The organism is Nisaea nitritireducens (genome assembly GCF_014904795.1).
GTDB lineage: Bacteria > Pseudomonadota > Alphaproteobacteria > Thalassobaculales > Thalassobaculaceae > Nisaea > Nisaea nitritireducens.
In genome coordinates this window covers 204,607-218,838 of the sequence record NZ_JACZFS010000009.1, presented here as the reverse complement: position 1 = coordinate 218,838, position 14,232 = coordinate 204,607, and the positions used below count along the sequence as shown (strand labels likewise).

General features: G+C 59.3%; 16 protein-coding genes. All 16 read right to left on the bottom strand.

The window, feature by feature from the left end; all coding sequences use genetic code 11:
* Window positions 1-2: 2 nt before the first annotated feature.
* The 16 genes from lpxA to IG629_RS22835 all read right to left on the bottom strand — a co-directional run bounded on the left by lpxA (window position 3) and on the right by IG629_RS22835 (window position 14,225).
* Window positions 3-809, bottom strand: coding sequence for an acyl-ACP--UDP-N-acetylglucosamine O-acyltransferase (gene lpxA / locus IG629_RS02620; protein WP_193170426.1), 807 nt, complete (start codon window positions 807-809; stop codon window positions 3-5).
* 3 nt (window positions 810-812) lie between these two features.
* Entirely contained in the window at window positions 813-1,289 is a 477-nt protein-coding gene (fabZ, locus tag IG629_RS02615; RefSeq protein ID WP_193170425.1) for a 3-hydroxyacyl-ACP dehydratase FabZ, read from the bottom strand.
* Complete coding sequence (gene lpxD, locus IG629_RS02610; RefSeq protein ID WP_193170424.1) at window positions 1,289-2,320, bottom strand: UDP-3-O-(3-hydroxymyristoyl)glucosamine N-acyltransferase; 1,032 nt, start codon at window positions 2,318-2,320, stop codon at window positions 1,289-1,291. The genes fabZ and lpxD overlap by 1 nt, the downstream gene beginning before the upstream one ends.
* A 19-nt stretch (window positions 2,321-2,339) precedes the next feature.
* Window positions 2,340-2,942 (bottom strand): OmpH family outer membrane protein, encoded by a 603-nt coding sequence (locus tag IG629_RS02605; protein WP_193170423.1) that lies wholly within the window; start codon window positions 2,940-2,942, stop codon window positions 2,340-2,342.
* Window positions 2,899-5,202 (bottom strand): outer membrane protein assembly factor BamA, encoded by a 2,304-nt coding sequence (gene bamA, locus IG629_RS02600; protein WP_319024994.1) that lies wholly within the window; start codon window positions 5,200-5,202, stop codon window positions 2,899-2,901. The genes IG629_RS02605 and bamA overlap by 44 nt, the downstream gene beginning before the upstream one ends.
* A 140-nt stretch (window positions 5,203-5,342) precedes the next feature.
* Window positions 5,343-6,476, bottom strand: a complete 1,134-nt coding sequence (gene rseP, locus IG629_RS02595; RefSeq protein WP_193170422.1) for an RIP metalloprotease RseP — start codon at window positions 6,474-6,476, stop codon at window positions 5,343-5,345.
* 43 nt (window positions 6,477-6,519) lie between these two features.
* Window positions 6,520-7,749, bottom strand: a complete 1,230-nt coding sequence (gene dxr, locus IG629_RS02590; RefSeq protein ID WP_193170421.1) for a 1-deoxy-D-xylulose-5-phosphate reductoisomerase — start codon at window positions 7,747-7,749, stop codon at window positions 6,520-6,522.
* Window positions 7,750-7,775: 26 nt separating this feature from the next.
* Window positions 7,776-8,663 carry a phosphatidate cytidylyltransferase gene (locus IG629_RS02585; RefSeq protein WP_226886391.1) on the bottom strand — a complete coding sequence of 296 codons (888 nt, stop codon included), beginning with the start codon at window positions 8,661-8,663 and terminating at the stop codon, window positions 7,776-7,778.
* 7 nt (window positions 8,664-8,670) lie between these two features.
* Window positions 8,671-9,402 (bottom strand): isoprenyl transferase, encoded by a 732-nt coding sequence (locus tag IG629_RS02580; RefSeq protein ID WP_193170419.1) that lies wholly within the window; start codon window positions 9,400-9,402, stop codon window positions 8,671-8,673.
* Between the two features lie 3 nt (window positions 9,403-9,405).
* Entirely contained in the window at window positions 9,406-9,966 is a 561-nt protein-coding gene (frr, locus tag IG629_RS02575) for a ribosome recycling factor (protein WP_193170418.1), read from the bottom strand.
* A gap of 3 nt (window positions 9,967-9,969) precedes the next feature.
* Window positions 9,970-10,713 carry a UMP kinase gene (gene pyrH, locus IG629_RS02570; protein ID WP_449867041.1) on the bottom strand — a complete coding sequence of 248 codons (744 nt, stop codon included), beginning with the start codon at window positions 10,711-10,713 and terminating at the stop codon, window positions 9,970-9,972.
* Window positions 10,714-10,762: 49 nt separating this feature from the next.
* Window positions 10,763-11,710: a translation elongation factor Ts gene (gene tsf, locus IG629_RS02565; RefSeq protein ID WP_404923226.1), complete on the bottom strand. Its 948-nt coding sequence runs from the start codon at window positions 11,708-11,710 to the stop codon at window positions 10,763-10,765.
* 132 nt (window positions 11,711-11,842) lie between these two features.
* Window positions 11,843-12,691 carry a 30S ribosomal protein S2 gene (gene rpsB, locus IG629_RS02560; RefSeq protein ID WP_193170417.1) on the bottom strand — a complete coding sequence of 283 codons (849 nt, stop codon included), beginning with the start codon at window positions 12,689-12,691 and terminating at the stop codon, window positions 11,843-11,845.
* Window positions 12,692-12,862: 171 nt separating this feature from the next.
* Window positions 12,863-13,555, bottom strand: coding sequence for a nitrile hydratase subunit alpha (locus IG629_RS02555; protein ID WP_193170416.1), 693 nt, complete (start codon window positions 13,553-13,555; stop codon window positions 12,863-12,865).
* Window positions 13,552-13,866, bottom strand: a complete 315-nt coding sequence (locus IG629_RS22840) for an SH3-like domain-containing protein (protein ID WP_193170415.1) — start codon at window positions 13,864-13,866, stop codon at window positions 13,552-13,554. Before IG629_RS22840 ends, IG629_RS02555 begins: the two co-directional genes overlap by 4 nt.
* A complete protein-coding gene (locus IG629_RS22835) occupies window positions 13,866-14,225 on the bottom strand; it encodes an SH3-like domain-containing protein (RefSeq protein WP_193170414.1) in 360 nt (119 codons plus the stop codon). The genes IG629_RS22840 and IG629_RS22835 overlap by 1 nt, the downstream gene beginning before the upstream one ends.
* Window positions 14,226-14,232: the final 7 nt, after the last annotated feature.

The window sequence follows — 14,232 nt, the reverse complement described above, 5'->3', positions numbered from 1 at the left end:
CCTCAGGTCCTGCCCGGCTGGCAGATAGCACCGCGGCTGCTCGTAGCGCGGATGAAATCGATAATATCCGCCACGGCTTCATGGTCGCCGAATTCACGTGCAACGGACTCCACACGTTCCTGGAACGTGCCTTCGTCCGCGAACAGCAGCCGGTAGGCCTTGCGCAATTCGGCGATCTGCTCCTGAGTAAATCCCCGGCGCTTCAAACCGATCAGGTTAAGACCGGACAGCCGCGCCCGGTCCCCCATCACGGTTCCGAACGGGATCACGTCGTTCTCGACACCGGTAAGACCACCGATCATGGCGTGCTTGCCTATACGTACAAATTGCCGCGCGGCACTGAGCCCGCCGAGGATGGCGAACTCGCCGACTGTCACATGCCCGGCCAGGGTCGCATTGTTTGCCAGGATGACATTGTCACCGACGATGCAGTCATGGGCTACGTGAGACGCGGCCATGAACAGGCAGCCGTCACCCACCTTGGTCATCATGCCGCCACCTTCGGTGCCGATATTCATGGTGACGTGCTCGCGGATCACGTTCCGCGCACCGATCACCAGTTCGGACGGCTCCCCGCCATATTTCAAGTCCTGGGGAATCTGTCCGATGGACGAGAACGGAAAGATCTCTGTCTCCGCTCCGATGCGGGTCCGGCCATCAAGAACCACATGGGAGTGCAGACGGCATCCGTCTCCGAGAACAACGTTCGGGCCAATGACGCAATACGGGCCGATCTCGACTCCGGCGCCTATTTCCGCGGCTTTATCAACAATCGCGGTCGGGTGGATGCTGCGCTCCTGCGATGCCATCCTCTAGCTGTCCACGATCATCGCGGAGAACGTCGCTTCGGCGACCAGCACATCATCGACTTTTGCCGCCCCCGTGAATTTCCAGACCGGTCCCCGGTTCCTGGATTTCTCAACATGAATCTTGATTTGGTCGCCAGGCACCACGGGCTTGCGGAACCGGGCATCGTCGATGGTCATGAAGTAAACCAGCTTGCCTTCCGCTTCCTTGCCAAGAGTGGCGACCACCAGGCAGCCTGCAGTCTGTGCCATTGACTCAATGATCAGAACACCCGGAAAAACCGGACGGCTCGGGAAGTGACCCTGAAAGAAATTCTCGTTGATCGAGACATTCTTGACCCCGACCGCTTTTACGCCGAGCTCGATTTCTTCGATCTTGTCCACCATGAGGAACGGATACCGGTGCGGGATGAGTTCCATTACCCGGTTCACGTCGATATCGGTTTCGACAGCCGTTCCGACTTCTATATCTGCGGCGCCCATCAGTTCTCCAGATCTTTGTTGCGTCGCCCCAAGGACTTGATAACTGCCACCTGGCGGCGGAATTCTCTTATCGGTACGGCCGGCGATCCGCCGATCTTCTCGCCCGGCGCAGTCGTGCCCGAAACACCGGACTGCGCTGCGACCTGCACACCATCGCCGAGTTCTATATGACCGGCCACGCCGACCTGCCCAGCGAGAACCACGTAGTTCCCGATTTTCGCGCTGCCGGCAATACCAACCTGACCGCAAATGATACAGCCTTTGCCAACCTGAACGTTGTGGCCGATCTGGACCAGATTATCAATCATGGTCCCGCGACCAATGACCGTATCCGGTCCGCTGCCGCGATCGACACAACTGTTTGCACCAATTTCGACATCGTCCTCGATGATTGCCCGACCGAGCTGGGGCATCTTGATGACGCCGGCTTCATCCACTTCAAACCCGAAACCGCAGGTCCCTATCCGGGCGCCTGGATAGATCACGGCCCGCGCTCCGATCAGACAATGGGAGAGTGACGCGTTTTCTCCGACCACGCTCCCAGCTCCGATCTCGACATTCTCACCGACGATGGCATTGGCCTCGACCGTGACGCCGTCCCCGAGCTTGGCGCCGGCTGAAATCACAGCTCCCGGCCCGACGGAACAACCCTCTCCCATCGTCGCGGCCGGATCGATTGCCGCTGTTGGAGCAACGCCTGTAACAGGACGCTCTTCCGGATAGAAGAGAGAAGCGATTTTAGCGAAGGCCCGGCGCGGGCGGTCGCTGATAATCAGGGCGAGTCCGTCAGGAGCCCGATCGGCAATATTGCGCGGCAGGATACAAACAGCCGCCGAAGATGAGGTCAGAGCCCCCACGTAACGCCGGTTCTCAACGAAACAGATGTCGCTGGCGGTCGCTTCTTCCACCGAAGCGATATCCTCGATAACCAGTTCCGGGTCGGCGCAGTGAAGCAACTCGCCGCCAACACGCTCGGCAAGCTCAGCTGCCGAATATGTTCCTGATTTCCTGAAGAATCTCTTGTCCGGCATCGCGCGACATCAATCGTTTTTAGTTCTGCGTTTCAGCGAAGGTCACCTCGACCTTCGGCAGCTTCGTGTTCAGTCGCTTCATGATCTCATCGGTGATGTCGATCTTGCGATCGCCGAGGAAAATCTGGTTCTTGAACAGGACCAGTCCGACACCGATCTCTCCTGCGACTTCAGCAACGATCTCGATCATTGTCTGACGAACCTTGCCGTTGGCGCGCGCATAGGCCTGGTCCAACTGACGTTTCATCCCCTGTCCGTCACGCTGCAAGCTGGCAATATTCTGCTGATGCTCCCGGACACGCGCCTGGAAGACTTCATTGGCAAGAATAGCCTGTTGCTGTGCCAGAGCCTTTTCCGCTTCACGCACAGCGGCTTCACGTTGCTGAAAGTCCTTCTCATAGGTCTTCCGGCGCGTCTCGACCTGCCCGCGGATATTCTTTGCCGCATCGGACTGGCGCATGATGAGCTGCACGTCGACCACTGCGACACTGACAGGCTCGATCTTCTCGAGCGCGCCCGCCGGTGAGACAGCGACTACAGTCGTCAGTGAAACCGCGAGAACAAACCCCGCGAGTGCTCTAGAAGCGCGTTCCGAAACTGAACCTAAAGATTTCAGTATCATCAGCATCGTCCTTCAAAATTGCTTGTGCCACGTCAATGCGTATCAAACCAAACGCCGTAGCCCAGGACAGCCCCGTACCCACGGACGCACGTAAGCTTGTATTGTCGATAATTTCCGACCCGCTCTCATCGATCCCGTAGAGAGACCCGACATCGCTGAAAACAAATCCTTTGATCCCAAGATCGCCGGGTAAGCCAAGCGGGAAGCCTACTTCGGCTGTGCCGACATAGTATGTGTTTCCGCCCAGTGCGTCATTGCTGATGCTGTCACGCGGGCCGATGCCATTGCGCGCAAAGCCGCGGAAATTGTTACCGCCGACAAAGAACCTCTCCGCAATGCCGACATCGTCGTTCAGCCCCACGATATGTCCGCCTTCACCGATCAGGCCGAGGACAAAATCATCGACCAAAGGCAGATAATAGGAGCCGCGGAGAGTGGTTCGGAAATGGGTCACCGTGCCGCCGAGCCCAGCAAGATCGTTTGAAAGGCTGGCGAAATACCCTTCCGTCGGATCGGACCTGCTATTCCGCATATCAAGGGACAGGGTATGGCCGATCTGGGAGACCGTTTGGGAACCTTCCTGGTCCCGAACAAAACGGGAAGCGTCGTCTTCGACATCCCGGATCTCAGTTGTCTTCAACAGATAGTTCACCGAGTGGCGCAGATCTTCACCGAGATCATAACCAGCGCGTAGGCGGATACCGCTGCTCTCTTCCTTGAAGGAGCTCTCGTCCGTTTCATCCCGGACAATCCGGAACAAATCGAAGCCCGCAGCCACATCCCGATCCAGGAAGTACGGCTCAGTGAAGCCTATGTCGAATTGCTGGCGGGTGACCGATCCCGAGAATTTAAGGCGGAGGTCCTGCCCCCGGCCGAGCAGGTTGCGCTCCCGTATCCCGATATCGCCGATCAGACTATCCACAGTCGAGAAGCCAATACCGAAGGAGATTTCTCCGGTCGACTGTTCCTCGACAGTAGCGGTAATGACGGTCCGATCCGGCTGCGAGCCTTCACGGTTCTTGACGTCCACGGACTTGAAGAAGCCGAGATTACGAATTCTTCGGTTGGAACGCCGCATCTTCGATGTGTTGAAGGCATCGCCCTCGGCGAGCTGAAATTCCCTCCGGATAACCCGATCTAGAGTCCGCACATTGCCTTCGATATCGATACGCTCGACGAAGACCTTCGGGCCTTCACCAACGAAGAAGGTGATGCCGACGGTCTTGCCCTCGACATCCTGATGCGGTTGCGGGCGTATATCGACAAAGGCGAAACCGAGAGTTCCGAGATAATCGACGATTTTATCGACGGCATCATCGACTTCATCGGCGTTGTAAATCTCGCCGGGAACCAGCTCGACAAGGGGACGAAGCACCTCTTCATCGACATTCTTCAGGCGGATGTCGAAGTCCATTTCGCCAAATGTGTATTGATTGCCTTCTTCCATCGTGAAGGTGACAACGAAATCCTTCTGGTCCGGCGTCAGTTCGGCAACGGCATTGACGACTTTAAAATCCGCGTAGCCTTTGCTCAGGTAATGCCGACGGAGCAGTTCCCGATCAAAACTGAGACGGTCAGGATCATAGGTGTCCGTGGTCGTCAGGATACGCCAGAAGGCATACTCCTTTGTCAGAATGATATCGCGCAGGTTGGAATCGCTGAATTCCTTGTTGCCGATAAAGGAGATCGAGCGGATCCGGGTCAGCGGTCCCTCATCAATCTCAAACACCAGATCGACGCGATTTTGCTCGAGCTGGATAACTTTCGGCTCGACTGTGGCAGCGAAACGGCCACTCAAACGATAGACATCGAGAATACGCTGAACGTCCTGTTGCACCCGGGTGCGGGTGAACACCCGGCGCGGCTGCAACTCGACCTCGCGCTCCAACTCCTCGTCCTTGATTCGCTTGTTGCCCTCAAAGGCAATCCGGTTGATCACCGGATTTTCGACAACGGTCACAGTGATTCGTCCACCAACCGGCCGGAGACTGACATCCGCGAAAAGGCCGGTTCCGAAAAGCGCTTTCAGGGAACGGTCCAATGCGGAAGCATCGACAGTTTCACCGACCTTGACGGTCATGTAGGAGCGGACCGTTTCCGGGTCCACACGCTGGGTGCCGACAACCTCGATCTCATCGACCTGCATGGTCTGCGCCGCCGCCGGCGAAATACCGCCCGGCAGATACGGAGCCCCAAAAATTCCGACCGTGAGGACGGCTACGGCCACAAAGAAACGGGCAAGCGTCAGTCGTGCCGACACATCAAACTCCGCAAACACTTATCAAACCCTGTGAAGGTCAGTCCGGTGGCGGACTATAGACTGGTTGGAACACGCATTAAACCGGTGATTCCGTTGATAATTCGAAAACTTACGGAGTGCTGTGTCCAGCACCCCCGAAGTCAGCCGAAAATCTCGCCGATTTTCTGCACGAATGAATTGCTGACAATGTCATTCCAGGTGACGAACACCATGAGCGCAATCACCAGAGACAGCCCAGCCACGGATGCATATTCACGGAAACGTTCGTTCAGGGGTCGGCCCCGAATCGCTTCTGCCGTATAGAACACGAGATGACCGCCATCGAGCACCGGAATCGGGAACAGATTGATCAGGCCGAGATTGACCGAAAGTACGGCCATGAACCAGAACGTCGTATCCCAGCCCTGCTTTGCCACTTCGCCGGACATCTGCGCGATCTTGATCGGCCCGCCTAGCTCCTCCGTACCGCGGGAGCCGGTGATCATCTGGCCTACGGCACGCAGTGTCTGGGCTGTCATGCTGTAGGTCTCGACGGTCGCACTCCAGAGCGCATCCAGCGGACCATGCTTGATCATGGCGACATTGTTGCTGCGCACCCCAAGCTGACCGAACCTGAGCGCATTGCCGAAGCGGTCCTCGGTGATGATCTCTTTCGGCGTAATGGTCAAATTGAGTTCCGCATCGCCGCGGCGCACGATCATCGGCAACGCCGTGCCGGGATTTTCGCGCACGACAACCTGAAGATCGCCGAAACGTGTGACCTCGGTGCCAGCGATCTCCAGCACACGGTCTCCGGCCTCAAGTCCGGCAGCAGCAGCGGCGCTGTCAGGCATCACCTCGTCGATCGTCGCCGGCGCGTAGCGCTGCCCCACAACCATGAACAGCCCCGCCAGAACAACAATCGCGAAAATAAAGTTCGCGGCCGGACCGGCTGCAACGATAGCAATGCGCTGGGCGACGCTCTTGTAATGGAAGGAGACCGCCTTTTGGTCCGGCGTCATTTCTTCCAGCCCCTCGGATGTGGCACTCGCTGGATCCGCGTCGCCATACATCTTCACATAACCGCCCAGCGGGATGGCCGAGATCTTCCATCGGGTGTCGTGCTTGTCGTTCCAGCCGAACAATTCCGGCCCGAAACCGACAGAGAACACCTCGACCCGGACGCCTGCCCGACGCGCGACCCAGTAGTGTCCAAGTTCATGGACAAAAACCAGAACGGTGAGGATCAGCAAAAACGGGATCAGGCTTCCAGCGAAACCGGTCAGAAATTCCATAGCGACGGCGATCCTCAGAACGATTTGTTACGATTTGTTCTATTTAGAGACGGTCGGCCTCAATCTCAATGGCGCTCTCGGAAACGAGAGCCGACGACGACGTCCGGCGAGCACCTGAAATCAGCTCTCGGGCTTGTCCGCGGACGTCCAGGTCAAGGGCAATCACATCGTCGATTGTCTGCGGTGTGCCCACGTTTACAGCCTGCAATGCGTCGCCGACCAGTTCCGCGATTCCGGTGAAAGGCAAGCGCTTGTCCAGGAAAGCCTCCACGGCAATTTCGTTGGACGCATTCAGAATAGCGGGTTGCGCGCCGCCGGAGCGCAGGGCTTCACGCGCCAGCGCCAGTGCGGGGAAACGCTCCATGTCCGGAGCAAAGAAAGTCAGTTTGGCGATCTCAGTCAGGTCGAGTTTCTGGACCGTGGTCTCCATGCGCTCGGGCCAGGCCAGAGCGTAGGAGATCGGTGTTCGCATGTCCGGCATGCCGAGCTGCGCCAGCACCGAGCCATCCGAGTAGGCAACCATGCTGTGGATGATCGATTGGGGGTGAACCAGGACATCAATCCGGTCCACGTCCAGATCGAACAGATGCGCGGCCTCGATGACCTCCAGCCCCTTGTTCATCATCGTCGCGGAATCGACCGAGATCTTGGCCCCCATGCTCCATTGCGGATGCGCTACCGCTTGCTTGGGGGTTTTCAGGTCCATCTCCGCCAGGGTCGCATCGCGGAACGGGCCACCGGAGGCTGTCAGCACGATCTTGTCTATCGCCTTGCGCCTGTGCTGCTCGAACACCTGAAAGATCGCGTTATGCTCGGAATCGACCGGCAGCAATGTTGCGCCCGAGGCCTCGACCTCACGCATCATGATATCGCCGGCGGAAACCAGGCATTCCTTGTTCGCCAGAGCAACCGTCGCGCCCCGCCGGACCGCCGTCAGTGTCGGCAACAGGCCTGCACACCCCACAATGGCGGCCATCACCCAGTCTGACGGGCGTGCAGCAGCCTCGCAAACAGCCGCATCCCCGGCCGCAACCTCGATCCCGGTTCCCGACAAGGCACTCTTCAGGTCGGCATAGCTGTCCGGATCGGCAATCGCGACGAATTCGGGCTTCAGCGCATGCGCGAGTTCAGCCAGGCGTACAACGTTGCGGCCACCGGAGAGTGCCGTCACAGAGAAACGGTCCGGATTTGCCAGCAACAGGTCTGCCGTGCTGCCGCCGACGGAGCCGGTAGCCCCAAGCACGGAAACCGATTTGCGCTGTTGATCCTGCATTTTGTCAGTCGTTTTCAGCATTTCGCTCAGGGCCAGGTCCAGAGCAGGATACTCTTCCCTGAAAGAAGCATCAGCGCCGCCGCCAGCGGCAGAACGGTGATCTGACCGTCCACCCGGTCGAGTATGCCGCCATGTCCGGGTATCAAACGCCCGGAGTCCTTAACATCGAAATAACGCTTGAGGGCCGATTCGGCAAAGTCACCTGCCTGCGCGACGATGGCGATCACCGCCCCTGCAAGTGCGACGAGACCAGGTGTCTGTCCCAGATACACTGCCAATAGAGCCCCGAAACAGGCGCTTCCTGCCATCCCGCCGATAAGTCCCGCCCAGGTCTTGTTCGGGCTGACCCGCGGCCAGATTTTCGGCCCGCCAATGGTCCGCCCGGCCGCATAGGCCGCAACATCCGTGATAACCACCGAAAACGCCAGCCACAGCGCAGTCTCAAGCCCATGACCTGGCAACTCTCGCACCCAGTAGATAGCGAATGCGGGGGCGAATGCGATCAACAGGCCCGGCAACAGATTCAGTGTCCAGGCCCCGGTGACAAAGCGGACCGCGGCCACATAGATCAGCGGCAGTCCCAGAAGAGCCCACAAAGCCTCCGGCTGCCGGAAACTGAAAGCGGCAATACCGACAAGCATGGCTGCGGTCAGACCGGTGAGACGGCGTATCGCCGTTGCGCTGTCCGGATTGACGAGATTGCACCATTCCCATGCCATCGCCGCGGCCAAGACCGTCACAAGAGCCAGGAAGTACAAGTCACCGAGCCAGAACAGCAGGAGGACGGGCGGCAGGATCACGAGTGAGGATACAATCCTCAGGACAAGCTCCCGCGAGCGTCCTACAGGAGCGGTCGTTTGCGGCGCTCCGGAGCCAACACCATCCGGTGCCGGGTCAATGGCTGGGCCCGGCATCCCCGGGTCAGCCGACGGCCGCGCCGAAGCGCCGGTCCCGCTGACAGAACTCGTCTATAGCTTCGCTGAGCTGGTCCTTGCCGAAATCGGGCCACAGCGTCGGCAGGAAAACGTACTCCGAATAAGCACACTGCCAGAGCATGAAATTGGAGATCCGCTTCTCGCCGCTGGTCCGGATCAGCAGATCAGGGTCAGGAATATCCGCCGTCTCCAGCGCTTCACCGAACATCTGCTCGTTGATCTGATCCGGTTTCAAGGCCCCTTCAGCGACCAGCTCCGCCAGTCGGCGTGAGGTGCTGACAATCTCATCGCGCCCGCCATAGCTGAGCGCAATGGTCAGAACCAGACGGCTGTTTTCTTTGGTCAGACGTTCGGCCTGCTCGATCAATTTGACGATATCGCTATCAAGCCGCACACGGTCGCCGATCACCCGAAACCGGACGCCCTTCTCATGCAGCTCCACGATCTCGCTCTTCAGATAGCGGCGCAACAGCCCCATCAGATCGAGAACTTCCATCTTCGGCCGTTTCCAGTTCTCCGAAGAGAACCCGAACAGGGTCAGATAGCCAATTCCGAGATCGATCGATGCCTCTACGGTGCGCCGAACAGCTTCCGCGCCGCGCTGGTGTCCAACAGTGCGCGGCAGCCCGCGTGCGTTCGCCCAACGGCCATTGCCATCCATGATGATGGCGATGTGACGCGGATGTTTTGGTTGATGTTGTGCGTCAGATTCCGCCATTGGTCAGACCTGCATGATCTCCTTTTCCTTGGACCCGAGCGCCTCGTCGATGCGGGAGACGAACTTGTCCGTCATCTCCTGCACTTCCTCTTCGTAGAGGTGGCGTTCGTCCTGGGAAAGGTCGCCGTCTTTTTCGGCTTTTTTAAGGCTGTCCATACCGTCACGGCGCACATTGCGGACCGCGATACGGGCCGACTCGGCGTATTTCGCGGCAACCTTCGCAAGTTCCGCGCGGCGCTCCTCGGAAAGATCCGGCAGCGGAATACGAAGCAACTGGCCATCGACCTGCGGGTTCAGGCCAAGATCGGATTCGCGAATCGCCTTCTCGACCGCCTTGGTCATGGATTTGTCCCAGACCTGGACGGTCAGCATGCGCGGCTCCGGTACACCGACAGTGCCGACCTGGTTGATCGGCATCTTGGAGCCATAGGCATCGACCATGATCGGCTCGAGCAGGTTGACCGAGGCGCGGCCGGTCCGCAGTCCTTGGAATTCCTTATCCAGAGCAGAGAGCGCGCCGTCCATGCGGCGTTTCAGATCGTCGAGATCGGGTCCTTCAGACATTTTTTATCCAGCCTTCTCACTTATAATTGTGAAGGTGCCGCGTCCGCGGATCACATCCGCAAAAGCTCCCACATTCTCTATCGAGAAGACAAGGATCGGAATGCCGTTCTCGCGTGCGAGCGAGATCGCCGATGCATCCATCACCCTGAGGTCCTTCGACAGAACATCCATGTAGGTCAACTGATCATACCGTACAGCGTCTTTGGCGATCGCGGGATCGGCGTCATAGACGCCGTCGACCTTGGTCGCCTTCAGCATCGCGTCGCAGCCCATCTCGGAGGCGCGCAAAGCGGCGGCTGTATCGGTAGTGAAGAACGGGTTTCCTGTACCGGCGGCGAAAATCACCACACGGCGCTTTTCCATGTGGCGGACGGCCCGGCGGCGGATGTAGGGCTCCGCCACGGCGGAAATCGGCAGCGCAGACAACACCCGGCACTGAACGCCGATGCCTTCGAGAGCGCTCTGCATGGCGAGTGCGTTCATCACCGTTGCCAGCATGCCCATATAATCAGCGGTGGCCCGCTCCATCCCCTTGGCGGCTGCGGAGACGCCGCGGAAGATATTCCCGCCGCCAATGACGACGCAGACTTCGCCGCCCAGGTCCCAAACGGATTTAATCTCGTTCGCGACCTGGGAGACCATATCCGGGTCCAGGCCATAAGCCCGTTCGCCCATCAGGGCTTCACCCGAAATTTTCATCAGAACCCGTTTATACTTGGGAGCCGGCGGCTCCTGACCTTGTTCGATCGCCGTCACGCTGCTCTCCCCCGTATAGTTTCAGGTCCCATCCTGCCGATTAGCTGCCCAGAGTGGCTGCGACTTCGGCGGCAAAGTCTTCTTCTTCCTTTTCGATGCCTTCGCCAAGCACGAAATGACGGAAGCCGACGAGCTTCACCTCGGTACCGAGTTCCTTAGCAGCGTTCTCGATGACCTTGGAGACCTTGTTCTCGTTGTCGATCACGAAGGTCTGCTCAAGCAGGACGACTTCCTGATAGTACTTGCGGATCCGGCCCTCGACCATCTTCTGGGCGATCTCTTCCGTCTTGCCGGAGGCTTTCGCCTGATCGACCAGAACGGCGCGCTCGCGCTCGACCAGCTCCGGATCGAGATCGTCGACGGAGAGGCTCTGCGGGGACGTCGCGGCGACGTGCATGGCGAGCTGTTTGCCAAGCTCGGAAAGCTTGCCTGCATCGGCAGTCGATTCCAGCGCGATCAGCACACCGATCTTGCCGAGACCCGGTACGACCGCGTTATGGACGTAGGGAACGACAACGCCGTTGGAGACAGAGATCGACGCGGCGCGGCGGATGCTCATGTTCTCGCCGATGGTGGCGATGTTATGGGTCAGCTGCTCTTCAACGGTGCGGCCAGCTTCCGGATAGGCGATGCCCTTCAGCGCATCGATATCGTCGCCGTTGGAGAGAACGAGACCGCCGAGCGTGGAAACGAAACCCTGGAAATCGGCGTTGCGGGCAACGAAGTCGGTTTCCGCATTGACCTCGATCAGCGCGCCCTTGGTGCCTTCGGTCGCAACCGCGACCAGACCTTCGGCAGCCACACGGCCGGACTTCTTGGCGGCAGCGGCAAGACCTTTGGTCCGCAGCCAGTCGATCGCGGCTTCAATATTGCCGTCGGTTTCGCCCAGTGCCTTTTTGCAATCCATCATGCCCGCGCCGGACTTTTCGCGCAGTTCCTTAACCATCGCAGCGGTGACAGCCATCGTCTTCCTCTTTTCGTTGCTCATGCCGTCCTAGCTCCCTGTCGGGGCCGGCGGGCCTGTCAAACAATCGTAACTTTTCGAACCCGTCTCGTAACGGCGGCGGCTCCGCCCTCGCGTGCCGCCGCCATCACGATCAGTCTAGCAAACCGGAGCGGTTTAGGCGCTTGCGGTTTCCGTCGGAGCCGCGTCAGCAGCCTTTTCCGCCGGTTCAGCAGCGGCTTCCGCCGGAGCTTCAGCAACCGGCTCAGCAGCGGCTTCAACAGCCGGCTCCACCGGAGCTTCTTCCGACTCGCCAACATCAACGCCGGAAGACATCATTTCTTCCTGCAGACCGGCGAGAACCGTGTTGCCAACCAGCTCGCAGTAAAGCGAAACGGCGCGCATCGCATCGTCGTTACCCGGGATCGGGTAGCTGATGCCTTTCGGGTCGCTGTTGCTGTCCAGAATGGCCACGACCGGAATACCCAGTGTGTTGGCTTCCTGAATGGCAAGCTGTTCCTTGTTTGTGTCGATCACGAACATGATGTCCGGAAGGCCACCCATTTCCTTGATACCGCCGAGGGAGCGATCAAGCTTCTCGCGCTCGCGGGACAGGTTGAGCTGCTCTTTCTTGGTCAGCCCCTGCATGCCCTGCTCGAAACGCTCTTCCAGCTCTTTCAAGCGGCGGATCGAGTTGGAAATGGTTTTCCAGTTGGTCAGCATGCCGCCGAGCCAACGGTGATTGACGTAATACTGACCGGTCTTGGACGCGGTCTCGGCAATCACATCAGCAGCCTGGCGCTTGGTTCCGACCATGAGCACGCGGCCACCGGACGCGGTGACGTCGCGGATCGCGGACAGAGCGCGATACAGAAGCGGAACCGTCTGCTGCAGGTCGAGAATGTGAACGTTGTTGCGGATGCCAAAGATGTACTCTTCCATCTTCGGGTTCCAGCGGCGCGTGTGGTGGCCGAAATGGACACCAGCTTCAAGCAGCTGGCGCATTGTAAACGTAGGGACGCTCATCTTCCGTCTTTCTCCGGTTATGCCTCCACGGGTTTTGCCCAGGCACCTGCCCGGACACCGGAGCGCTGCGCCGGGATGTCTCCCCGACACCGCGCACACCCGTGTGCGTGATGAATGCGGCGGGTTTTAAAGGTCGAAGCGCCGAAATGCAAGGGGGAAGAGCGGCAAATCTCAGACGCTGACTTCCGTCACGCCGATCATGGAATCCCGGTGGACCAAGGCGGCGAGTTCTTCCTCGCTCATGCTGTCGGTGCCCTCGGGACGCATCGGCAGCACCATGTAGCGCATGTCCGCTGTGCTGTCGTGCACCCGAACTTCCCGATTATCGGCGATCTCCGTGCCGAATTCCCGCAACACGGCGCGCGGCTCGCGGACGACGCGGGAGCGGTAGGAACGGCTCTTGTACCAGTCCGGCGGGATGCCGAGGATCCAGCGCGGGTAGCAGGAGCAGAGCGTGCAGACGACGACATTGTGCACCTCCGGCGTGTTCTCCAGCACGATCAGCTTCATCGGGCCGATATCGTGCCCGACTTCGGCGATCGCTTCCTTCGGGCTCGCAATCAGACGCGTCTTGAAATCCGCGTCCGTCCAGGCGCGGGCGACGACGAGTGCTCCGTTGGCCGGGGTACGGGCATCCATCGCCTCTACCTCGGCACGGATGTCGTCAGCCGTGACCAGTCCCTTGTCGATCATCAGCTCGCGCACCGCCTCTTCCATCAGGCGGTAATAGGTCATGCTGTCGTCCTGATCCGCCCGGTGCGGGTGATGATGCTCTGGATCGTAGGGATGCAGATGGTCGTGGTCATGATCGTGGTGATGATGATGTCCGTGATCGTGGCCCTGATCGTCGTGCCCCGTGCTCATGCCGTTTCTCCTTCAGATCCCTCGGCCCGGTCGAGCCAAAACTCGAAGATCTCGATGTCGATTTTATCGTCCTCATGGCCTTCGTAATCCGACCAGAGGTCCTTCTGACGGAAGCGCACCCGGTAGAGCGGTATTTCAGGCGCGCCGTCACGGCCGAAAGCCAGTTCCTCCGGGTTGCGGAAGGCGCCGCAGATCCGCTCAACGATGCCAGCATGCCCACGCACATAATACGGCGTGCGGATATGACTGGGTGGGGTCGGCGGGAACTGCTTGTGGACCCGGACCCGGTCCCCGACAGCGAAGCGTGCCATCAGCACCCTCCTCCGGCACTGCCTTCCGGCATCACTCCGTCCGGATAACGGGCCCGCACCTCTTCAATCTTCGCGCCAAGCTCGTCCGCGGTGAACACACCCCGCTCCAGCAGGGTGTTGGTGACCGAAGAGATCCAGCGCTCGTAATAGGTCATGTCATCATAGGCGCTTGGCGGCAGGGCCTCGATGCCCTTGCGCAGCTGATCCACCGTCATCAGCTTCAGCCGGTTCGTGCAGATCATCATCAAGGCATCGACCCGCTTTTCCCAAAGCGCGTAATCATGCTCTTCCCGGTCGATATCGCCGGCAGGCAGGCCGCCCATGTCGTGATGGCCGCGCGCGGTAAAATCCCGTTCCATCGCAACT